Annotated in this window: 20 protein-coding genes; 7 read left to right on the forward strand and 13 right to left on the reverse strand. The window is 60.8% G+C overall.

Features of this window, described 5'->3' with window-relative positions:
- The first annotated feature begins 133 nt into the window (after positions 1-133).
- Entirely contained in the window at positions 134-1,579 is a 1,446-nt protein-coding gene (gene norV, locus ACOTZC_RS09490) for an anaerobic nitric oxide reductase flavorubredoxin (RefSeq protein ID WP_421635739.1), read from the forward strand.
- Entirely contained in the window at positions 1,576-2,709 is a 1,134-nt protein-coding gene (gene norW / locus ACOTZC_RS09495) for an NADH:flavorubredoxin reductase NorW (RefSeq protein WP_213751583.1), read from the forward strand. Before norV ends, norW begins: the two co-directional genes overlap by 4 nt.
- 450 nt (positions 2,710-3,159) lie before the next feature.
- On the opposite strand, the gene ACOTZC_RS09500 is transcribed toward norW, so the two are convergent.
- The 4 genes from ACOTZC_RS09500 to ACOTZC_RS09515 form a co-directional block, all read right to left on the reverse strand.
- Positions 3,160-4,182: a HoxN/HupN/NixA family nickel/cobalt transporter gene (locus tag ACOTZC_RS09500; protein WP_045404208.1), complete on the reverse strand. Its 1,023-nt coding sequence runs from the start codon at positions 4,180-4,182 to the stop codon at positions 3,160-3,162.
- A gap of 1 nt (position 4,183) precedes the next feature.
- Entirely contained in the window at positions 4,184-6,400 is a 2,217-nt protein-coding gene (gene hypF, locus ACOTZC_RS09505) for a carbamoyltransferase HypF (protein ID WP_421635740.1), read from the reverse strand.
- Between the two features lie 5 nt (positions 6,401-6,405).
- Positions 6,406-6,951: an electron transport protein HydN gene (hydN, locus tag ACOTZC_RS09510; protein WP_023308960.1), complete on the reverse strand. Its 546-nt coding sequence runs from the start codon at positions 6,949-6,951 to the stop codon at positions 6,406-6,408.
- Positions 6,952-7,085: 134 nt separating this feature from the next.
- A complete protein-coding gene (locus ACOTZC_RS09515; RefSeq protein ID WP_047173490.1) occupies positions 7,086-8,099 on the reverse strand; it encodes a LacI family DNA-binding transcriptional regulator in 1,014 nt (337 codons plus the stop codon).
- Between the two features lie 214 nt (positions 8,100-8,313).
- Between ACOTZC_RS09515 and ascF the strand changes: the two genes are divergently transcribed.
- Together ascF and ACOTZC_RS09525 are read left to right on the forward strand one after the other, a co-directional pair.
- Positions 8,314-9,765 (forward strand): PTS cellobiose/arbutin/salicin transporter subunit IIBC, encoded by a 1,452-nt coding sequence (gene ascF, locus ACOTZC_RS09520; RefSeq protein ID WP_126303032.1) that lies wholly within the window; start codon positions 8,314-8,316, stop codon positions 9,763-9,765.
- 18 nt (positions 9,766-9,783) lie between these two features.
- Entirely contained in the window at positions 9,784-11,208 is a 1,425-nt protein-coding gene (locus ACOTZC_RS09525) for a 6-phospho-beta-glucosidase (RefSeq protein WP_047173492.1), read from the forward strand.
- A 58-nt stretch (positions 11,209-11,266) separates the two neighbouring features.
- On the opposite strand, the gene hycI is transcribed toward ACOTZC_RS09525, so the two are convergent.
- From hycI to hycA, 9 genes are all read right to left on the reverse strand, one after another.
- Positions 11,267-11,722 (reverse strand): hydrogenase maturation peptidase HycI, encoded by a 456-nt coding sequence (gene hycI / locus ACOTZC_RS09530; protein ID WP_063408794.1) that lies wholly within the window; start codon positions 11,720-11,722, stop codon positions 11,267-11,269.
- Positions 11,715-12,125 carry a formate hydrogenlyase maturation HycH family protein gene (locus ACOTZC_RS09535; protein ID WP_042717145.1) on the reverse strand — a complete coding sequence of 137 codons (411 nt, stop codon included), beginning with the start codon at positions 12,123-12,125 and terminating at the stop codon, positions 11,715-11,717. The genes hycI and ACOTZC_RS09535 overlap by 8 nt, the downstream gene beginning before the upstream one ends.
- Positions 12,122-12,889, reverse strand: a complete 768-nt coding sequence (locus ACOTZC_RS09540; RefSeq protein WP_421635741.1) for an NADH-quinone oxidoreductase subunit B family protein — start codon at positions 12,887-12,889, stop codon at positions 12,122-12,124. The genes ACOTZC_RS09535 and ACOTZC_RS09540 overlap by 4 nt, the downstream gene beginning before the upstream one ends.
- Positions 12,889-13,431 (reverse strand): formate hydrogenlyase complex iron-sulfur subunit, encoded by a 543-nt coding sequence (locus ACOTZC_RS09545; RefSeq protein ID WP_023308967.1) that lies wholly within the window; start codon positions 13,429-13,431, stop codon positions 12,889-12,891. Before ACOTZC_RS09545 ends, ACOTZC_RS09540 begins: the two co-directional genes overlap by 1 nt.
- A gap of 9 nt (positions 13,432-13,440) precedes the next feature.
- Positions 13,441-15,150, reverse strand: coding sequence for an NADH-quinone oxidoreductase subunit C (locus ACOTZC_RS09550; RefSeq protein ID WP_248201566.1), 1,710 nt, complete (start codon positions 15,148-15,150; stop codon positions 13,441-13,443).
- A gap of 15 nt (positions 15,151-15,165) precedes the next feature.
- On the reverse strand, positions 15,166-16,089 hold the full coding sequence (locus ACOTZC_RS09555) for a respiratory chain complex I subunit 1 family protein (RefSeq protein ID WP_248184886.1): 924 nt from the start codon (positions 16,087-16,089) through the stop codon (positions 15,166-15,168).
- A 1-nt stretch (position 16,090) separates the two neighbouring features.
- Positions 16,091-17,905, reverse strand: a complete 1,815-nt coding sequence (hycC, locus tag ACOTZC_RS09560; protein ID WP_248196444.1) for a formate hydrogenlyase subunit 3 — start codon at positions 17,903-17,905, stop codon at positions 16,091-16,093.
- On the reverse strand, positions 17,902-18,510 hold the full coding sequence (locus ACOTZC_RS09565) for a 4Fe-4S dicluster domain-containing protein (protein ID WP_023308971.1): 609 nt from the start codon (positions 18,508-18,510) through the stop codon (positions 17,902-17,904). Before ACOTZC_RS09565 ends, hycC begins: the two co-directional genes overlap by 4 nt.
- 70 nt (positions 18,511-18,580) lie before the next feature.
- The gene (gene hycA, locus ACOTZC_RS09570) at positions 18,581-19,045 is read right to left on the reverse strand and encodes a formate hydrogenlyase regulator HycA (RefSeq protein ID WP_045404197.1); all 465 of its coding nucleotides are present in this window, start codon (positions 19,043-19,045) and stop codon (positions 18,581-18,583) included.
- Between the two features lie 211 nt (positions 19,046-19,256).
- Between hycA and hypA the strand changes: the two genes are divergently transcribed.
- The 3 genes from hypA to ACOTZC_RS09585 are packed head-to-tail and all read left to right on the forward strand — an operon-like array spanning position 19,257 to position 20,737.
- Positions 19,257-19,607 (forward strand): hydrogenase maturation nickel metallochaperone HypA, encoded by a 351-nt coding sequence (gene hypA / locus ACOTZC_RS09575; RefSeq protein WP_045404196.1) that lies wholly within the window; start codon positions 19,257-19,259, stop codon positions 19,605-19,607.
- Positions 19,608-19,610: 3 nt separating this feature from the next.
- Positions 19,611-20,474: a hydrogenase nickel incorporation protein HypB gene (gene hypB, locus ACOTZC_RS09580; protein WP_047743932.1), complete on the forward strand. Its 864-nt coding sequence runs from the start codon at positions 19,611-19,613 to the stop codon at positions 20,472-20,474.
- The gene (locus tag ACOTZC_RS09585) at positions 20,465-20,737 is read left to right on the forward strand and encodes a HypC/HybG/HupF family hydrogenase formation chaperone (RefSeq protein WP_023308975.1); all 273 of its coding nucleotides are present in this window, start codon (positions 20,465-20,467) and stop codon (positions 20,735-20,737) included. The genes hypB and ACOTZC_RS09585 overlap by 10 nt, the downstream gene beginning before the upstream one ends.

The raw sequence follows: 20,737 nt of genomic DNA on the forward strand, positions 1-20,737 counted from the left end.
GATAGTCATAATGACTACCCATTACGGATCATAAAAATATTAATTAAGTAAAATCAATAAATTAAAAACTGGCACGCAACTTGATATAGGCAAATCATCTTATTTGAAAATGCTGTATTACGTAGAGGTTGCTATGTCTATTCTGGTTAAAAATAACATTCATTGGGTCGGTCAACGTGACTGGGAAGTGCGCGATTTCCACGGGACGGAATACAAAACGCTGCGCGGCAGCAGCTACAACAGCTATCTCATCCTCGAAGAAAAAAACGTGCTGATCGATACCGTCGATCACAAGTTCAGCCGCGAGTTCGTGCAGAACCTGCGCAGCGAAATTGACCTGGACGCCATCGACTACATCATCATCAACCACGCGGAAGAGGACCACGCCGGCGCGCTGACCGAGCTGATGTCTTACATCCCGAACACGCCGATCTACTGCACCACCAACGCCATCGACTCGATCAACGGCCACCACCACCATCCGGAGTGGAATTTCCACACCGTTAAAACCGGCGACGCGCTGGATATAGGCAACGGCAAGCAGCTGATCTTCGTGGAAACGCCGATGCTGCACTGGCCGGACAGCATGATGACATACATGACCGACGACGCGGTGCTGTTCAGCAATGACGCCTTCGGCCAGCACTACTGCGACGAGCGCCTGTTCAACGACGAAGTGGACCAGACCGAACTCTTCGAGCAGTGCCAGCGCTACTACGCCAACATTCTGACCCCGTTCAGCCGCCTGGTGACGCCAAAAATCACCGAGATCCTCGGCTTTAACCTGCCGGTGGACATGATTGCCACCTCCCACGGCGTGGTGTGGCGTGAAAATCCCACCCAGATTGTGGAGCTCTACCTGAAATGGGCGGCGGACTATCAGGAAGACCGCATCACTATTTTCTACGACACCATGTCCAACAACACCCGCATGATGGCGGACGCCATTGCCCAGGGCATCAACGAAGTGGACCCCAACGTGGCGGTGAAAATCTTCAACGTGGCGCGCAGCGATAAGAACGAGGTATTGACCAACGTCTTCCGCTCTAAGGGCGTGCTGGTGGGCACCTCCACCATGAACAACGTGATGATGCCGAAAATTGCCGGTCTGGTGGAAGAAATGACCGGTCTGCGTTTTCGCAACAAGCGCGCCAGCGCCTTTGGCTCCCACGGGTGGAGCGGCGGCGCGGTAGACCGTCTGTCTACGCGCCTGCAGGATGCGGGCTTTGAGATATCCCTCAGCCTGAAGGCGAAATGGCGCCCGGATATCGACGCCCAGGAGGTCTGCCGCCAGCACGGCCGCGACATTGCCCGTCAGTGGGCGCTCGCACCGCTTCCGCAAGCTGCCGAACCAACCGCACAGCAGGAAACCTGCGCCTGCGCCGCCGCGGCAGCCGCCGATCCCGGACCGCGCATGCAGTGCAGCGTCTGCCAGTGGATTTACGATCCTGAAATGGGCGAACCGCTGCAGGACGTTGCGCCGGGCACGCCGTGGAGTGACGTGCCGGACAATTTCCTCTGCCCGGAGTGTTCACTCGGTAAAGACGTCTTTGACGAACTGGGTACGGAGGCAAAATGAACAACGGTATCGTCATCATCGGCTCGGGCTTTGCCGCCCGCCAGCTGGTGAAAAACATCCGCAAGCAGGACGCCAGCGTGCCGCTGACGGTGATCGCCGCCGACAGCATGGACGAGTACAACAAGCCTGATCTAAGCCACGTGATTAGTCAGCATCAGCGCGCCGAAGACCTCACCCGTCAGACGGCGGGGGAGTTCGCGGAACAGTTTAACCTGCGTCTGTTCCCTTACACCTGGGTCACCGACATCGACGCTGCCGCCCACGAGGTGAAAGCAAAAGAGAAAACCTGGCAGTACGACAAACTGGTGCTGGCCACGGGTGCCTCTGCGTTTGTGCCGCCGGTTGAAGGCCGCGAGCTGACGATCACCCTGAACAGCCAGCAGGAGTATCAGGCCAGCGAAACGGCGCTTCGCGACGCGCAGCGCGTGATGATTGTCGGCGGCGGGCTGATAGGCACCGAGCTGGCGATGGATTTCTGCCGGGCGGGTAAATCCGTGACTCTGGTCGACCACGCGGCAAGCATTCTGTCGTCGCTGATGCCCGCAGAAGTAAGCAGTCGCTTACAGCATCGCCTGACCGACATGGGGGTGCATCTGCTGTTGAAATCGCAGCTGCAAAGCCTGAGCAAAACCGAAGGCGGCATTCGTGCCACTCTCGACCGCAGCCGCAGCGTTGAGGTGGATGTGGTAATCGCTGCAACGGGCCTGCGCCCGGAAACCGCGCTGGCGCATCGCGCAGGCGCCGAAATACAGCGTGGCGTGAAGGTAAATAGCTACCTGCAAACCACGCAACCTGATATTTACGCGTTAGGTGACTGCGCTGAAATTAACGGTCAGGTACTGCCCTTTTTACAGCCAATTCAATTAAGCGCGATGTATCTGGCGAAAAACCTGCTCGGCGGCAGCGCGCCGCTGAAATTACCTGCCATGCTGATTAAAGTCAAAACGCCAGAATTACCGCTGCATCTTGCCGGTGAAACGCAGCGTCAGGATCTGAACTGGCAAATTACCCTCGAACCGCAGGGAATGGTCGCGCGCGGCGCGGATAACGAGGGTCAGATTCGCGCTTTTGTGGTTAGTGAAGACCGGATGAAGGAGGCTTTCGCACTGCTGAAACTGTTACCTGCTTAACCTTCTCGTTGCCAGGCGGCGCTTCGTTTACCCGTCCAACAACGAGTCTACGCAGAGTTAACCTTTGAATTTTATTATTCACCGCCCCGATATTCCGGGGCTTTTTCTTACGCATTCTATTCATCAAATAAATGCAAAGTAGATATATCATCGCCATCAATCCCTTATTTATTATTTTCGTAAATGCTTTAATATGAAACAGCTTAAAAACATCATCCAGATTTATTATTGGCAGCTGACTCAGTCTGAAGAGACATCATCAGCAGGAGGCAAATAATGGCGAATTTTTATAAATAACTCAATTATCTTTCTCGTTATTTCACACAAGCGAAGAATGCGGAATATATTTATTCCGCAAAAGTTCTACATTTTCAGCATCTTTTTTATCGGTATGCCGCTATGCGCCAGCCATTGAGGAAGTCGCGGAGGTTGCGCCGTGCAGGAGCCGGTTCAGGAACGTACCACCAGCGCGTCGTAGCCGCGCCAGCGGTAGTTGACCATGGAGATCAGCCAGCAGGCGACAAACAGCCCGACCACCGCAAACCCGGCGTTGCCCAGGTTGTCGTTTACCGCGCCAATCAGATCCCACACGCCGCCGCTGAGGGCAAATTTGTCCATCAGCAGACCCAGCGCTTCCAGCCCGCCGATAAACAGCGCCACCACCACGGAGGTGCCGGTAATGGTCATGTTGTAGTAGAGCTTGCGCTGCGGCTTGTTGAACGCCCAGCCGTAGGCGCCGACCATCAGCAGGTTATCGAGGGTATCCACCAGCGCCATGCCGCTGGCGAAGAGCGCCGGGAAGACCATGATTGACCACACCGACATCCCGCTTGACGCGCTGGCGGCAGAGATCCCCAGCACGCCAATCTCGGTGGCCGTGTCAAAGCCGAGGCCAAACAGGAAACCGACCAGGTACATCTGCCAGCTTTTATTCACCAGGCGGAAGGTTTTACCAAACAGCCAGTTCATGACGCCGCCCTGGGCAGGGAGCGTGATGTCGCCCTGCACGGACCTGCCCTGTTTCAGCGCCTGAAAACTGCGCCAGACGCCACGCAGGATCACCATGTTCACCAGCGCCATCGCCAGCAGGAAGGTGGCGGAAACCGCGGTGCCGATCAGGCTGCCGGTTTCGTGGAACCACTCCATGTTTTTCTGAAACGCTGTCGCGGTAGCGGCGATAGCAATGGAGGCCAGCACCACGATGGTGGAGTGCCCCAGCGAGAACCACGCCCCCACGCCGGACGGACGTTTGCCCTGCTGCATCATCTTACGCGTCACGGTATCAATCGCCGCGATGTGGTCAGCGTCCACCGCGTGACGCAGCCCGTAGCACCACGCCAGCAGGCTGGCGGCCATCAGCGCCGTGCTGCCGCTAAAAGCGTGCCATGCCCATCCCCAGGCCAGCAGGTTTGCCATTACCAGAGCCAGCAGCAGAAGCGCGGCGCGAGGTTCATTGCGTATGAGTCGTAACATTTTAAGTCCTTTGTGAACATGACCGGGCAGCGGCGATCGCCGCCTGCCCGAAGGAGATCGCTCCGTCACCTGCGGGCAGGCGCGAAGGAAAAAGAAGCGTAAAGTCAGAAAGATAATGACGCAGGCGCGCGCGCAGCAGACGGTTGTGCAGCACGCCGCCGCTGAGACAGATTGTCGACAGCGACAGGCGTCGGGCATGGCGCGCGGCGAGATGTGCCAGCCCTTTTGCCAGCGCGTCGTGAAACGCCCACGCGCGCTCGCAGGGCTCAGACTGCCAGGCCAGCCACTGCCGCCAGAAAAGCGCAAGGTTGTCGACAGACAACGTCACCGGATGGTCGACGCCCGCGCACTGCGAGGCCAGCGCTTCCAGCCGGCAGGCCGCTTCACCTTCCCAGGATTGGGTTTCAATACCCAGCGCGCAGGCGACCGCATCAAACAGGCGACCACAGGACGAGGCCTGCGGCGCGTTGATGCCGCGCCGGATCGCCGTTGCCAGCAGCGGCCAGTTTTGACGCTGAACCGCGCGCGTTTCCGGGTACTGCTGCCAGTCAGGGACAAACGCCAGGCAGTGGGCGAGCAGATTGCGCCACGGCTGCCGCGCCGCCAGATCGCCCCCCGGCAGCGCAACGGCAGGCAGCCCGCCCAGACGCTCGCACGCGAGATAGTTCACCCGCAGGCACTCCCCGCCCCACAGCGCGCCGTTCTCGCCCATGCCGATCCCGTCCAGCGTCAGGGCAATCGCGTCTCCGCCGTCGAGAGGCCAGCCGTTCTCCGCCAGGCACGCCGCCGCATGGGCGTGATGATGGAGCACGGTTTCAACGGGCAGCCCCTGCGCCTGCGCCCATCGTTGCGTGTGATAGCCCGGATGGGCGTCGCACACCACGCGCTTCGGCTGAAAGGCGTAAATTTTCTGCATCAGCGAGAGCGCGCCTCGCCACTGCGCTTCGACGCCCTCGTCACCGAGATCGCCAAAATGCTGGCTCAGCACCGCCTGGCTGCCACGCACCAGGCAGAAGGTGTTTTTCATCTCCGCGCCGGTGCATAGCATGGCAGGGATATTCTCAAAACCCGCAGGCAACGTGACGGCATCCGGCACAAAACCGCGCGCGCGGCGAAGCATCGTGCCGTCCCGATCCATCACCGAATCGTCCATCCGCTGCAGGATATCGCGGTTGTGCAGCAGGAAGCCGTCCGCGATGTCGCCGAGTTCATCCAGCGCCTGCTGGTTGGTCATGGCAGGCGGTCTACCGCTGAGGTTGCCGGAAGTCATCACCAGCGGGCGCTGGCAATCCATCATCAGAAGGTGCTGCAGCGGGTTAGCGGGAAGCATGATGCCAGTACAATCGAGCCCCGGTGCAATCCCTTCGGGAAACCCGGGAAGCGAGGCTTTTGGGGTCAGCACAATCGGCGCTGCGGAGGAGCGTAACAGCGTCTGGATCGCCTCCGGCACGCCGTCCGCGTTTGGGATCATCACCGCCAGCGGCTTCGCGGGACGCTGCTTGCGTACCCGAAGCGCCGCGACCGCCTGCGGATTACGCGCGTCGCAGACGAGATGAAAACCGCCCAGCCCTTTGACCGCGACTATGCCGCCGCTTTTCAGCATCGCCACCGCCGCGCTCAGCGCAGCCTCACGGGAAGCGGTGATGTCGCCCGCACGCCATTCCAGCGCGGGCCCGCAGTCCGGGCAGGCTACCGGCTGGGCGTGAAAACGTCGATCGGCTGGGTTACGGTATTCCGTCTCACAAGGCAGGCAGAGGGGAAATGCGGCCATTGACGTGGCCGGACGGTCATAGGGCATCGCGCGGATAATGGTAAACCGCGGCCCGCAGTGCGTGCAGTTGATGAACGGATAGCGATAGCGACGCTCGCCGGGGTCGCGCATTTCAGCCAGACACGCCGGACAGGTCGCGGCGTCGGGAACAATCTGGGTGTCCATCGCCCCGCCCGCGCTGTGGCGGATGGTAAAGTCCTCCGGCACCTGCGCCCACGTAAACGGCTGCGTTTCAACGTGGTCAATGCGTGCCAGCGGCGGGCAGTCCTGATGCAGCCTCGCGGTAAAGGCCCCCCCATTACCCGCGAGGCGCACCAGCACGCCCTCTCCATCATTGCAGACGTCACCGGTCAACTGAAGCACCTGCGCCAGCTGCCAGACGAAGGGACGAAACCCCACGCCCTGCACCTTGCCGCGCACGCGCAGCTGTACGCCGTTACTGCACATACGGTTCAGAACAGCAGCGATGACGACGTGTCGAATGCCGCGCGACGGCGCTTTTCGGCGCTCATCTGCTCAAGCTTGTCGCGATCCACGCAGACCAGCGCATGCGTCGGGCAGGCTTCCATGCAGGCCGGACCGGCGTCGCGGTGATAGCAAAGATCGCATTTGTTGGCTTCGGCTTTCTCCGCACGTACGCTCAGCCCCATGCCGCTGTTGCGTACCACCGGACGGACAACCACCTCCATCGCGCCGTACGGGCAGGCGACCACGCAGGTTTTGCAGCCAATGCAGCGCTCCTGCATGACGTGCACAAAGCCTTTCTCGCGTTTAATCGCCCCGTTCGGGCAGACGTTCGCGCACGGTGCGTCTTCGCACTGGCGACAGATGGCGGCGGTGGAAATATTCACGCCTTTGATGACGTGGATGCGCGGCAGGAAGGTGTCAGGGGTGAGCGACGCGCAGTCCTGCTCCGCCTGATGGGAAACCACGCACGCTACTTCACAGGTACGGCAGCCAATACACTTACTGGCATCGGCCATAATAAAACGGTTCATCTGCTTCTCCAGCATTACAGTTATGCGCGGAGATATTCATAAACCGTGCCAATAGTTAACCTATTGATTTTATAATAATTTAAAAATTACGGCGGCGCTGTCATCGTCACTTATGACGATGACAGCTGTCGACATCAGCGGTGCGGGCCATCAATAACCGAGTCGCGCAGCACCAGCTCGCCGGAGAAGGTTTGCTGATACTTAAACTCACCGCCGTCGAGCATGAAGATCAGGCGGCTGATGGTCTCTTTAATCATCTCCGTTACGGGGATGCGGACGCTGGAGAGCGACGGCACAATGTAAGGCGCGATGGCCACATCGTCGAAACCAATCACCGACACCGCGTCCGGGGCGGCCACGCCGCTGTCGTGCAGCTGCTTCATGGCACCGATTGCCATATCGTCATTGCTCGCCACCAGCGCCGTAAAGCGCTCACCGCGAGCAAGCAGTTCCGATACCGCCGCCGCGCCGCTGGCGGGGTTCCACTTCCCCTGCGCAATCAGCCCTTCGCGCAGCGGAATACCGTGCTGCGCCAGCGCGTCCCGGTAGCCGGAGAGACGCTCAACCCCGGTGGGAGAATCCAGCGAGCCGGTGATAAACGCGATCTCCCGGTGCCCTTTCGCAATCAGCTGCGACACCGCCTCCTGGCTGGAGGCTTTATGATCTGACCAGACGCAGTGGCTGCTGTTTTTCCGCAGGCGGCGGTTGAGCACCATTATGGGCTGCTCGCACTTCTCGACGATCTCATCCATCTCTTCCACGCTCAGGAAACGCGGATAGATGATCACCGCGTCGCAGCGCATATCGAGCAGGTACTGGATCGCCTCACGCTCTTCATCCGCGCTGTGCTTGCCGTCCGCGAGGATCAGCTGCCGCCCCTTTTCTTCCGTCATGCGCGCGGCGTGAAACAGGAGTTCGCTAAAGTAAACGCCGTGATAGAGGGTGTTAGTCACCACCAGCCCCAGCGTCTGGGTTCGTTTGGTCGCCAGGTTTCGCGCCAGTAAATTCGGGCGATAGCCGCTCTCTTCAATGGCCTGAAACACCCGGTCTTTGGTCTCCTGGCTGACGTAGCCATTTCCCGACAGCACCCGGGACACCGTGGCTTTCGAAACGCCTGCCCGCTTCGCCACTTCAAGCATCGTGGTCATGTTGTTATTCCGTCTGAATCTGATGGAGCGCAGTGTACTGCACTGCAGAAAAATTGTCGCAGCGGCGAAATCACGCTTTTGCTACACCATTGCGATCTGCATCACGAAACGAAAAAATGGTCAAAAAGCGATCTTGTTTCATCCAAAGAAACTCATGATGATTATGTGGAACCGGTTTCCTACATGTCTCACAACAATAACAGGATCACATCCGATGGCCAAAAATTACGCTGCGCTGGCGAACGACGTTATCAGCGCGCTGGGCGGCAAAGAGAACATCGTCGCCGTCACCCACTGCATGACGCGTCTGCGTTTCGTACTGAAAGACGAAAGCCTGACCGACGCAGCGCGCCTGAAAAGCATCAGCGGCGTGCTCGGCGTAGTGCGCAACGACAACCAGTGCCAGGTCATTATTGGCAACACGGTTTCACAGGCGTACCGCGAAGTGGTAAGCCTGCTGCCCGCTGACCTGCAGCCCGCGGTGCCGGAAGGCCCGCAGAAGATGACCTTACGCCGCGTTGGCGCCGGGATCCTCGACGCGCTGATCGGCACCATGTCTCCGCTGATCCCGGCGATCATCGGCGGCTCGATGGTCAAGCTGCTGGCGATGATCCTCGAGATGACCGGCGTGCTGCCAAAAGGCGCGCCGACGCTCACTATTCTGACCGTCATCGGCGACGGCGCCTTCTTCTTCCTGCCGCTGATGGTGGCGGCCTCGGCGGCGGTTAAATTCAAAACCAACATGTCGCTGGCCATCGCCATCGCGGGCGTGCTGGTGCACCCGAGCTTTATCGAGCTGATGGCGAAAGCCGCGCAGGGCGAGCACGTTGAGTTCGCCTTTATTCCGGTGACGGCGGTGAAATACACCTACACCGTCATCCCCGCGCTGGTAATGACCTGGTGCCTGTCGTACATCGAACGCTGGGTGGATCGCATTACGCCGGCGGTAACGAAAAACTTCCTCAAGCCGATGCTGATCGTGCTGATTGCTGCCCCGCTCGCCATCGTGCTGATTGGCCCGCTGGGGATCTGGATCGGTAGCGCCATCTCCGCGCTGGTCTACACCATTCACGGCTATCTCGGCTGGCTCTCCGTCGCCATCATGGGCGCGCTGTGGCCGCTGCTGGTCATGACCGGCATGCACCGCGTGTTTACGCCAACCATCATTCAGACCATCGCCGAAACGGGCAAGGAAGGGATGGTGATGCCGTCGGAAATCGGCGCCAACCTGTCGCTCGGCGGCTCGTCGCTGGCGGTGGCGTGGAAAACCAAAAACCCGGAGCTGCGCCAGACGGCGCTGGCGGCGGCGGCCTCCGCCATCATGGCGGGGATTTCTGAACCGGCCCTGTACGGCGTGGCGGTGCGTCTGAAACGTCCGCTGATTGCGAGCCTGATCAGCGGCTTTATCTGCGGGGCGGTCGCCGGCATGGCCGGTCTTGCCAGCCACTCAATGGCGGCACCGGGGCTGTTCACCAGCGTGCAGTTCTTTGACCCGGCCAACCCGATGACCATCGTCTGGGTGTTCGGCGTGATGGGGCTGGCAGTAGTGCTGTCGTTTGTTCTGACCCTGCTTTTAGGGTTTGAGGATATCCCGGTCGAAGACGAGGCTGAAAAAGCGCGCGCCCTGCAGACCGCACCGGTACAGAACAACGCAGCAAAAGCATAAATTGAAAGCGAGGTAAGAATGTCTGTTTTTCCACAAGGATTTTTATGGGGCGGCGCGCTTGCCGCCAACCAGAGTGAAGGTGCTTACCGTGAAGGCGGCAAAGGACTGACGACGGTCGATATGATCCCCCACGGCGCGAATCGCCTGGCGGTGAAGATCGGTAAGGAAAAGCGTTTTTCGCTGCGTGACGACGAGTTCTACCCGAGCCACGAAGCGATTGATTTTTACCATCGCTATAAAGAGGACATCGCCCTGATGGCGGAGATGGGCTTTACGGTGTTCCGCACCTCCATTGCCTGGAGCCGCCTCTACCCGAACGGCGACGAGCCGCTGCCGAACAAAGAGGGCATTGCCTTCTATCGCGCGGTGTTCGAGGAGTGCAAAAAGTACAACATCGAGCCGCTGGTTACGCTCTGCCACTTCGACGTGCCGATGCACCTGGTGACGGAATACGGCTCCTGGCGCAACCGTAAGATGGTCGATTTCTTCGCCCGCTACGCCCGCACCTGCTTTGAGGAATTTAACGGGCTGGTGAAATACTGGCTGACCTTCAACGAAATCAACATCATGCTGCACAGCCCGTTCTCCGGGGCGGGACTGGTGTTTGAGGAAGGCGAAAACGAAGACCAGGTGAAATACCAGGCCGCGCACCACGAGCTGGTGGCGAGCGCGCTGGCGACCAAAATTGCCCACGAGGTGAACCCGGAAAACCAGGTCGGCTGCATGCTGGCGGGCGGGAATTTCTATCCGTACTCCTGCAAGCCGGAAGACGTGTGGATGGCGCTGGAGAAAGACCGCGAGAACCTGTTCTTCATCGACGTGCAGGCGCGCGGCAGCTACCCGGCCTACTCAGCCCGCGTGTTCCGCGAGAAAGGCGTGGTGATTGTGAAAGATCCCGGCGACGACGAGCTGTTAAAAAACACCGTCGACTTTGTCTCGTTCAGCTATTACGCCTCGCGCTGCGCGTCGGCGGATATGAACGCGGGTAACACCAGCGCGGCGAACATCGTGAAGTCCCTGCGTAACCCGCATATTCAGGTGAGCGAATGGGGCTGGGGCATCGACCCGCTCGGCCTGCGCATCACCATGAACATGATGTACGACCGCTACCAGAAGCCGCTGTTCCTGGTGGAAAACGGCCTGGGGGCGAAAGATGTCGTTGATGAAAACGGCGAGATTAACGACGACTACCGCATCAGCTATCTGCGCGAGCATATCCGCGCGATGGGCGACGCGATTGAGGACGGCGTGCCGCTGATGGGTTACACCACCTGGGGCTGTATCGACCTGGTGGCCGCCTCAACGGGCGAGATGAGCAAGCGCTACGGGTTTGTGTACGTCGACCGGGACGACGCAGGAAACGGCACGCTGGACCGCAAGCGCAAGAAATCGTTCTGGTGGTATAAGAAGGTGATTGCGAGTAACGGGGCGGATCTCGAGTAGCCTGTTGCCCTCACCCCGGCCCTCTCCCACAGGGAGAGGGAGAGGGGTTTGGCACTGCTCAGAGCTGAGAAAAACCTCCATCCCCAACCCACTCCGCAAGCCGTGAATAGACCCGTTCCACCGCCTCCTTCACCGGCGGCGTCATCGGGTAATAAAACCCAACGATATCCGGCTGAATCCCCAAAAACAGCACCTCGCCCACGTCGTCTTTAATCTGATCGACCAGGTAGTTCAGCGGCATATTGTGGGTAGTCATCATAAACATCTCGGCGATGTCGTTCGGATCAATCAGGCGGATTTCGCCGGGGTTCAGCCCCATATCGGTGGCATCCACAATCAACAGCCTGTCCGGATGGAGCTCGCGGATGGCGACCACGTCGTTTTCCGGCGCGCTGCCGCCGTCAATCACCACCCAACTGCCCTGCGGGTTTGCGGCGCACATCTCTGCCAGCAGCGGGCCCGCGCCGTCGTCGCCCATCATGCTGTTGCCGACACACAGTAAAACGTCAGTCACGTAATCTCCTCACCATCAGGTAGATGGCGCTCTCCTGATGAATATCGTGCAGCATGCTAAGCAGCGTTTTGCTCCACGCCTGCTGCTCGGGGGTTTGCCTGCTCAGCGCCGCGTCAAAGGCGTTGGCGAGCATCGCTATGTGGTTGGCGTCGATGACGATCTCGCCGTACTTCGGCACGCCCTCCATTTTGCGCCGCGCCGTGCTGCCCTCCTCCAGCGTGGCGATCCACGCCAGGTACTCGGGCCACGGGCAGCTCAGCGCCGCCTCCAGGCAGTCAATCACCCCGAGGTGATGCCCAATCGCCAGGCTGTAATAGACCACCTGCTGCGCCGCATCCGGCGTGGCATCGTTCTCATCAATAAACTTACGGCTCAGCTGGCTGAACACCACCGTTTCACTCATCGGATACGCGCCTCATCCACGATGCTGTTCAGGTTCGCCACGATCTCATTGAGACGCGGATCGTTTTCCGCCTCCAGCCAGCGCGCCACCTGATGGTCGCCCTGACTCAGCAGGCGCAGATAATCATCGGCAATCTGACGCCCGTAACGATAGCCCGCCAGCCTGCGCGCCGTGCGGTCAATCTTCACCCTCAGCGGCTGCACCATGTCCGGGTGCAGAATGGCCGCCGGCCGGTTGTCCAGCTCGCCCGGCTCGCGCGCGTGGATTTTCTGCTCCAGCAGGCCAAGCGCCATCGCGAAGCCGTACAGCGTCGCGGCGGGCGTCGGCGGGCAGCCCGGAATGTAGACGTCCACCGGCACGATTTTGTCGGTGCCGCCCCAGACGCAGTAGAGGTCGTGGAAGATGCCGCCGCTGTTGCCGCAGGCCCCGTAGGAGATGCAGATTTTCGGGTCCGGCGCGGACTGCCAGGCGCGCAGCGCGGGCGAGCGCATGGCGCGGGTGACGGCCCCGGTAAACAGCAGAATGTCCGCATGACGCGGGGACGGCACCACCTTGATGCCGAAGCGCTCGGCGTCAAACAGCGGCGACAGCGTAGCGAAGATCTCAACCTCGCAGCCGTTGCAGCCGCCGCAGTCCACGCGGTAGACGTAGGCCGAGCGTTTGATTTTTTTCAGCAGCGACGCCTTCATGCTGGCGATGGACTCCTCCACCGTCATCGGCACCGGAATGCCGTTAGCGTCGCGCGGGCCCAGTAGGTTTTCCATCAGCTGGCCTCTCTCATATGGCGGGTGATATCAATACGGTCGGACGGCAGCAGGCACTTCTGACGCTTGCACTCCGGGCAGGTTTCAAAGCTTTCGCGGTGGTGCTCCGCGCGGGCGTCACCGTTGTGCTGCAGCAGCGCGATGGCGTAGTCGATCTCTTTCTGCACGGCGAACGGGCGCCTGCAGACGCGGCAACTGCACAGGTCAAAGCGCGACTGCTGCAGAAAATCCTCTTTCTTCCACACCGCCAGCTCGTACTCCTGCGACAGGCGAATGGCGACCGTCGGGCAGACCTCCTCGCAGCGGCCGCAGAAGATGCAGCGCCCGAGGTTAAACTGCCAGGCCAGCTCGCCGGTTTTGAGATCCGTTTCCACCGTTAAGGCGTTCGACGGGCAGGCGTTGACGCAGGCCGCGCAGCCGATGCACTGCTGCGGGTTGTGCTCCGGCTTGCCGCGAAAGTTTTTATCCACCGGCATCGGCTCCAGCGGATAGCTGCTGGTCTGCGTGCCCGTTTTGATTACTTTTTTGATAAAGGTAAACATGGCGAGTCCTTATTTCAGCGGCGAGTTTTTACGCTCGATGCTGTAGCGCTCAAGCTCTTTGTACGGCACCACCTGGCTTTTTTTCTTGCGCACGTCGACCACGGTCATGCGGTCAGTGCAGGAGTAGCACGGGTCGAGGCTGCCGATGATCAGCGGCGCATCGGAAACCGTGTTGCCGCGCAGCATATAGCGCAGGGTTGGCCAGTTGGCGTAGGTGGCCGCGCGGCAGCGCCAGCGGTAGAGCTTCTGGTTGTCGCCGGTCATGCTCCAGTGGATATCGTCCCCGCGCGGCGCTTCGGCAAAGCCGAGGGCAAAGCGGTTCGGAATGTAGGTAAAGCCCTCCACCATCAGCGGGCCGCCGGGAAGGTTATCGAGGCCGAAGTCGATCATGTTCAGGGCGGTGAACACCTCGTTGATGCGCACCTTGAGGCGCGAGATGACGTCGCAGCCCTGCTCGCTGTGCACGGTCATCGGCAGCAGGCCGTAGCCGACGAACGGGTGATCGCCGCGCGTGTCGCGGGCGTGGCCGCTGGCGCGCACCATCGGGCCGACGTTGCTAAAGTCGCGGGCGATCTCCGGGTCAAGGCGCCCGATGCCGACGGTGCGCTGCTCGATGTTTGGCGTGCTGAGCAGCATGTCCACCAGCTCCTGCACGTCGCGGCGCATCTGCTGCGCCAGCTGGCGGGTCTGGATCATGTCGTCCTTCAGCAGGTCGCGGCGGATCCCGCCGATCAGGTTCAGGCCGTAGGTTTTACGCGCCCCGGTGAGGATCTCCGCCATCTTCATTGACGCTTCACGCACGCGGAAGAACTGCATAAACCCGGAGTCAAAGCCGACGAAGTGGCAGGCCAGGCCGAGGTTCAGCAGGTGCGAGTGCAGGCGCTCCACCTCCAGCAGAATGGCGCGGATCATCTGCGCGCGCTCCGGCACCACGATCCCCATGCCGTTCTCCACCGAGGTGGTGTAGGCGGTGCTGTGGGCGAAGCCGCAGATGCCGCACACGCGGTCAGAGAGGAACGTCACTTCGTTGTAGCCCATGCGGGTTTCCGCCAGCTTTTCCATGCCGCGGTGGACGTAGAACAGGCGGTAGTCGGCGTCGATGATGTTTTCGCCGTCGACGAACAGGCGGAAGTGGCCCGGCTCGTCGGAGGTGACGTGCAGCGGGCCGATCGGCACCACGTTGTTCTTCTTGCTGCCCAGCTCGTTGATGAATTCGTAGGTTTCGCTGTCGGTGGTCGGCGCCGGGCGCTGGCGGTAGTCCATGCTGTCTTTGCGCAGCGGGTAGAGTTCGTCCGGCCAGTCGTCCGGCAGCACCAGGCGGCGCTCGTCCGGCAGGCCGACCGGCACCAGGCCGTACATGTCGCGCACCTCGCGCTCGCCCCAGACGGCGGCGGGCACGCGCGGCGTGACGGACGGGTATTCCGGCTTAGCCGGGTCGACTTCGACGCGCACGGTGAGCCAGCACTTTTCGCCCTGCTCCATCGACATCACGTAGTACACCGCATAGTTGCCGCACAGCTGGCGCTCGTCGTTGCCGAACAGCACAGACAGCCAGCCGCCCTGCTGGTAGTACAGAAACTCCACCACTTCCGGCAGATAGTTCACCTTAATGGTGACGGTTACCTGGTCTTTGGTTTGCCAGGACTCCTCCAGCACCACGCCGGGGAAAGCCTGATGCAACGCGGCGAGATACTGCTGACCTTTCTTTTCTTCAGACATAAATACTCTCTTTAATCACGCCACCAGCAAGGAGACGAACGCTAAAAATGCAAAACCAAAACCGGCCCAGGTGATGCGCGACGTTTCCACAAAACGCAGGCGCGCCATGCTGTTTTCAAACAGGGCAATCACCAGCACGCCGACCAGCAGCTTGAAGGCGGCAACCACGACGGCCAGTATCAGACCGCCCGCGGAGAAGTGCGTCATCTGCCCCCACGGGAAGAAGACGCCGACAAACATCTGCAGCACCACCAGCTGTTTGAGGCTGATGCCCCACTTCAGCACCGCGAAGCCGTAGCCGCTGTACTCGGTAAGCGGCCCTTCCTGCAGCTCCTGCTCGGCTTCCGCCAGATCGAACGGCAGTTTGCCCATCTCAATAAACGTGGCGAACGCGCAGGCGCACAGCGCCAGCACCAGCGGGATCGAGCGGGACACCGGCCAGTGGTAAACGGTGTGGGTGATAAAGCTGATGTGGGTGGAACCCGCGACCTGCGCGGCAACCCACAGCCCCAGCAGCAGAATCGGCTCGACCAGCACGCCGAGCATCGCCTCGCGGCTGGCACCGATGCCGGTAAACGGGCTCCCGGTGTCCAGGCCCGCAATCGCAAAGAAGAAGCGGGCGATAGCGAAGAGGTAGATAAGCGTGATCAGATCGCCAAGCACGGGCAGCGGCGACGCCACCGTGACCACCGGCAGCGCGGTGGCGATGGTCAGCATCACGCCCACCATCACAAACGGCGTCAGGCGGAAGACCCAGCCTGCGGCGTCCGGGGCCACACTCTGACGGGAGAGCAGTTTAAAGAGATCGCGGTACTCCTGGAGCACCCCGGGCCCGCGACGGTTGTGCATTCGGGCGCGCGCCACGCGCGTGATGCCCGACAGCAGCGGCGCGGCGGCGAACAGCACCAGCGCCTGAAGAATTGCCAGTAACAGACTCATGTCAGGCTCCTCGTGAAATCACAATGACCACCAGCACCGCCAGCTCGATGACCGCCAGACGGCGGAACAGCGCGGGCGCGGCGGCGCTCTGCCAGCCGGGTACCCAGCCCACCGGGTTCAGCCAGTGGCGCAGCTTCAGCACGGCGGCGAAGTTCTCCTTCACCGGCATGGCAAAACCGTGGGCGGTGATAACCATCGACTGTTCGTGTTCGTAGCCGCAGGCCCACGCCGCACCGCGCGAGCGGGAGGCGAGCCGGTCGCGCTTGAAGAACAGCATCAGTACGAACGGAAGCAGCGGTGCGCCAATCAGCAGCAGCGCGATCATGGGCTGAGAGACGGTGGTATTCGCCACGGTCAGCGGCAGCGGAATGGCGTTGCCCAGCAGCGGCAGCAGCCACGGCGCGGCGACGCCGCCCGCGATGCAGCACAGCGCCAGCGCGACCACGCTCACGCCCATCAACAACGGTGCGCAGCAGGCGTTTTCCGCTTCGCGGGTGCGCGGCGCGCCGAGGAAGGTCACGCCGTAGACTTTCGCCATACACATCACCGCCAGCGCCCCGGTTATCGCCAGACCGACCGCCAGCAGCGGGCCGAGCAGGCGTGCAATAAATGCGTCGCTCTGGCCGAGCGCGAAGAAGGACTGGTAGATCACCCACTCCCCGGCAAAGCCGTTCAGCGGCGGCAGCGCGGCCATTGCCATCAGACCCACCAGCATGGCGAGCGAAATGACGGGCATCTTTTTGCCAATCCCGCCCAGCTTTTCGATATCCCGATGGCCGGTGCGGAACCAGACGCTTCCCGCACCGAGGAACAGCGTGCTTTTAAACAGGCTGTGGTTGACGAGGTGATAAAGACCGCCGATAAACCCGGCGGCAATCAGCGCCGGCTGGTTGAGCGCCAGCCCGGTCACGCCCGCGCCAATGCCGAGCAGGATGATGCCGATGTTTTCCAGCGTGTGGTATGCCAGCAGGCGCTGGATATTGTGCTCCATCAGCGCGTACAGACCGCCGACGAACGCGGTAATCATTCCGGCGACCAGCAGCACGACGCCCCACCACAGAGGCGGTTGTCCGCCGGTCAGCGTAATCACCAGAATCCCGAACAGACCCACTTTCATCACCACCACAGAAAACAGCGCGGCGGCGGGCGCGGAGGCATTCGCATGCGCCTGCGGCACCCAGCCGTGCAGCGGGATGATGCCAGCGAGCAGGCCAAAGCCGAGCACGCCCAGCAGCCAGACGTCGTTCCCCAGCGGATGCCCGTTGAGCGCAGCGAAGTCCAGCGTGCCAAAGCGTTGCCACACCAGCCAGCAGGCCAGCGCCAGCAGCAGCGTTCCGAGGCGTCCCAGCGCAAACCACAGCTTGCCGGAGGCGCTGCAACCCGTCAGGAACACGCCGCACAGCGCCATGATCTCCGCCATCACCACCAGCGCGCCGAGGTTGCTGGCGGTCACGGTACAGACCGCCGTCGCCATCAGCAGATTGACCAGCAGGCCGTTGGCTTTAGCGTGCGGGTGGCGGTGCCAGTCGATATTGAACAGGCTGATAAACAGCCCGCACAGGCCAAACGTCACCAGCCAGATGGCGTTCAGGGGCGCGATCTCCACGTTGTGGCGAATCAGCGGCATCACGGTCTCAGCGGACTGGCCGCCGAGCAGGACAACGCCGCCTGCTGCCAGCGTCATCAGGCTAGCAACCGCCCCGCCGAGTCCGGCGATCGCGCCGCTCAGGGTTTTATGGAATGAGAAGATCGGCGCCAGAACAGCGGCGCCAGCAAAACAGGCTACCGCGCTGGTAATCATCATCGCCGCGTTCATTTCGCCCCCTCGTTAAGCGCCTGTAGCAGAGAAAGGTCGCCAAAATCACTGTTGATGGTCAGCTCGCGTTTACGCTTGCTGGTACGGGCGATGTCGCGAATGTTAACCAGAATCAACGCCTTAGTCGGGCAGGTGCGCACGCAGGCCGGCCCCTGCTCATCGAAGCTGCACAGGTCGCATTTCACCGCAACGGCACGGATGCCGGGCACCCAGTCCAGCAGCGTGCTTACGCGTGCCGGAGCCGGTGGTGCGGGCGGGGCTTTTGGCGAGTTGGCGTTCGCCGGAATATGCAGCGGACGGCTGCCGGAAAATTCAATCGCGCCGAACGGGCAGGCAATGCCGCACAGCTTGCAGCTTACGCACAGGCTTTCGTTCAGCTGGACAGCGCCATCCACGCGAGTGATAGCATTTACAGGACAGACACCCGCGCAGGGGGCGTCTTCACAGTGATGGCAGAGCTGCGGGGCAGACTCTTTTTCATTACGCATGACGTGCAGGCGCGGCATGGACTGCAGCCCATGCAGGCGATGCGTTTCCGAGCACGCCGCCTCACAGGTTCGACAGCCAATACAGACCGTCGAGTCAGCAATTACAAAACGGTTCACCGGGTTATCCTCTGGTGATAGTCATTTTTGACGAAAAACTGTCTTGTCGACACTTCTCGACACGCAGGAGTCAGGCCACGTTCGCTGAGGTATTTCCATCCATCAGCTGCTTCAGGTTGACCGGGAGATCGTGTTCAACGGCGGCGTACAGGCCGTTATAGACTGGCGCGATTTTTTCCAGATAGTGCTCCAGCACCTGCTGGCGATCGCGGTTGCTGACGTGGCCGTCCACCATGCCATCGGCCATCAGCTGCGCCTTCGCAATACACTGTTTTTCGCCGTCTTTTGTCTCGAGGTGGTACTCAATGGTGTGGCTGTTGAAGTTATCCGCCAGGGTAACGTTGATGATGAAATGGCCGAACAGGACGAAGCGCATGTCGCCCTGCGCCGCGCAGCTCATCGCGTGGTGAAGACGCGCTTTCGAGAGGGTTATGCCCTGAACCAGAGAGTTGCAGTAGAGGTGCCACTGGTCCTGCAGCTGCTGATGACGCTGCGCGATGTAATCCGCTTTTTCGCTGATTTCCCAAATAGTCATAGAAGGTATCCGGTTAATGGAGATAGCGGCTGTTAAGCAGATTCCATGCCAGTTTTTAACTTTCTGATTTTAAATAGATTTAATTACAAAACCGCTGTCAACGCCGCGGTGTCGACGTGTCATTTCGACAGCGTTGACATCGTCACGCCTTAACAAAAATCAAGCTGGCACCGTTATTGCATTCAATGGCGCAATTCATTGAGGAGGCGTCATGCACGAAATCACCCTCTGCCAGCGGGCTCTGGAACTTATCGAACAGCAGGCAGTGCAAAACCACGCGAAGCGCGTCACCGGCGTCTGGCTGAAAGTCGGGGCGTTTTCCTGCGTTGAGCCCAGCGCCCTGAATTTCTGTTTTGAGCTGGTGTGTCGCGGCACGCTGGCGGAAGGCTGCGAGCTCCATATCGAAGAGCAGCAGGCGGAGTGCTGGTGCGAGCAGTGCCAGCAGTACGTCACCCTGCTGTCATCAAAGGTTCAGCGCTGTCCGCAGTGTCAGAGCACCGGTCTTCGCATCGTGGCGGACGACGGCATGCAGATCCAACGCCTCGAAATCGAGAAGGAGTAAAGTATGTGTAGCACCTGCGGTTGCGCCGAAGGCAACCTGTATATAGAAGGGGATGAACACCGTCCCCATTCCGCGTTTCGCTCCGCGCCCTTTTCGCCTGCCCCGCGGCCTGCTGCGGCGCTGACCGGTATCACCTTCGCCCCGCAACGCTCCGCTGCGGGCGATCTACACTACGGCCACGGCGAAGCGGGTACCCACGCGCCGGGCATCAGCCAGCGCCAGATGCTGGAGGTGGAAATCAACGTGCTGGACAAAAATAACCAGATCGCCGCCCGCAACCGCGCGCGCTTTGCCGCCCGCAAACAGCTGGTGCTGAACCTGGTCTCCAGCCCCGGCTCCGGCAAAACCACGCTGTTAACGGAAACGCTCAAACGCCTGAACGGGCGCGTCTCCTGCGCGGTGATTGAAGGCGACCAGCAAACCGTTAACGACGCGGCGCGCATTCGCGAAACCGGCACCCCGGCGATTCAGGTCAATACTGGCAAAGGCTGCCACCTGGATGCGCAGATGATTGCCGACGCCGCCCCACGCCTGCCGCTGGCGGATAACGGCATTCTGTTTATTGAAAACGTCGGCAACCTGGTCTGCCCGGCGAGCTTCGATCTGGGCGAACGCCACAAGGTGGCGGTGCTTTCGGTGACCGAAGGCGAAGACAAACCGCTGAAGTACCCGCATATGTTTGCCGCCGCGTCCATCATGCTGCTGAACAAAGTCGACCTGCTGCCGTACCTGAACTTCGACGTGGAGAAGTGCCTGTCCTGCGCCCGGGAAGTGAACCCGGAGATTGAGATCCTGCTGGTCTCCGCCACGCGCGGTGACGGCATGGACGCCTGGCTGAACTGGCTGGAGAGTGAACGATGTGCATAGGCGTACCGGGACAAATCCATTCCATTGACGGGAACCAGGCCAAAGTGGAGGTCTGCGGCATCCTGCGCGACGTGGACCTGACGCTGGTGGGCAGCAGCGATGAAACGGGCGCATCGCGTCTCGGCCAGTGGGTGCTCGTCCACGTAGGGTTTGCCATGAGCGTGATTAACGAAGCGGAAGCCCGCGACACGCTGGATGCATTGCAAAACATGTTTGACGTGGAGCCTGATGTGGGCGCGCTGCTGTACGGCGAGGAGCGTTAG

Origin of the sequence: Enterobacter cloacae complex sp. SHL009, assembly GCF_049237205.1 — a bacterium.
Lineage (GTDB): Bacteria > Pseudomonadota > Gammaproteobacteria > Enterobacterales > Enterobacteriaceae > Enterobacter > Enterobacter cloacae_M.

Excerpts from the sequence above, each read along its gene's own strand:
- norV (WP_421635739.1), top strand. The coding sequence starts at position 134 with ATGTCTATTCTGGTTAAAAATAACATTCATTGGGTCGGTCAACGTGAC.
- norW (WP_213751583.1), top strand. The coding sequence starts at position 1,576 with ATGAACAACGGTATCGTCATCATCGGCTCGGGCTTTGCCGCCCGCCAG.
- ACOTZC_RS09500 (WP_045404208.1), bottom strand. The coding sequence starts at position 4,182 with ATGTTACGACTCATACGCAATGAACCTCGCGCCGCGCTTCTGCTGCTG.
- hypF (WP_421635740.1), bottom strand. The coding sequence starts at position 6,400 with ATGTGCAGTAACGGCGTACAGCTGCGCGTGCGCGGCAAGGTGCAGGGC.
- hydN (WP_023308960.1), bottom strand. The coding sequence starts at position 6,951 with ATGAACCGTTTTATTATGGCCGATGCCAGTAAGTGTATTGGCTGCCGT.
- ACOTZC_RS09515 (WP_047173490.1), bottom strand. The coding sequence starts at position 8,099 with ATGACCACGATGCTTGAAGTGGCGAAGCGGGCAGGCGTTTCGAAAGCC.
- ascF (WP_126303032.1), top strand. The coding sequence starts at position 8,314 with ATGGCCAAAAATTACGCTGCGCTGGCGAACGACGTTATCAGCGCGCTG.
- ACOTZC_RS09525 (WP_047173492.1), top strand. The coding sequence starts at position 9,784 with ATGTCTGTTTTTCCACAAGGATTTTTATGGGGCGGCGCGCTTGCCGCC.
- ACOTZC_RS09535 (WP_042717145.1), bottom strand. The coding sequence starts at position 12,125 with ATGAGTGAAACGGTGGTGTTCAGCCAGCTGAGCCGTAAGTTTATTGAT.
- ACOTZC_RS09540 (WP_421635741.1), bottom strand. The coding sequence starts at position 12,889 with ATGGAAAACCTACTGGGCCCGCGCGACGCTAACGGCATTCCGGTGCCG.
- ACOTZC_RS09545 (WP_023308967.1), bottom strand. The coding sequence starts at position 13,431 with ATGTTTACCTTTATCAAAAAAGTAATCAAAACGGGCACGCAGACCAGC.
- ACOTZC_RS09550 (WP_248201566.1), bottom strand. The coding sequence starts at position 15,150 with ATGTCTGAAGAAAAGAAAGGTCAGCAGTATCTCGCCGCGTTGCATCAG.
- ACOTZC_RS09555 (WP_248184886.1), bottom strand. The coding sequence starts at position 16,089 with ATGAGTCTGTTACTGGCAATTCTTCAGGCGCTGGTGCTGTTCGCCGCC.
- hycC (WP_248196444.1), bottom strand. The coding sequence starts at position 17,905 with ATGAACGCGGCGATGATGATTACCAGCGCGGTAGCCTGTTTTGCTGGC.
- hycA (WP_045404197.1), bottom strand. The coding sequence starts at position 19,045 with ATGACTATTTGGGAAATCAGCGAAAAAGCGGATTACATCGCGCAGCGT.
- hypA (WP_045404196.1), top strand. The coding sequence starts at position 19,257 with ATGCACGAAATCACCCTCTGCCAGCGGGCTCTGGAACTTATCGAACAG.
- hypB (WP_047743932.1), top strand. The coding sequence starts at position 19,611 with ATGTGTAGCACCTGCGGTTGCGCCGAAGGCAACCTGTATATAGAAGGG.
- ACOTZC_RS09585 (WP_023308975.1), top strand. The coding sequence starts at position 20,465 with ATGTGCATAGGCGTACCGGGACAAATCCATTCCATTGACGGGAACCAG.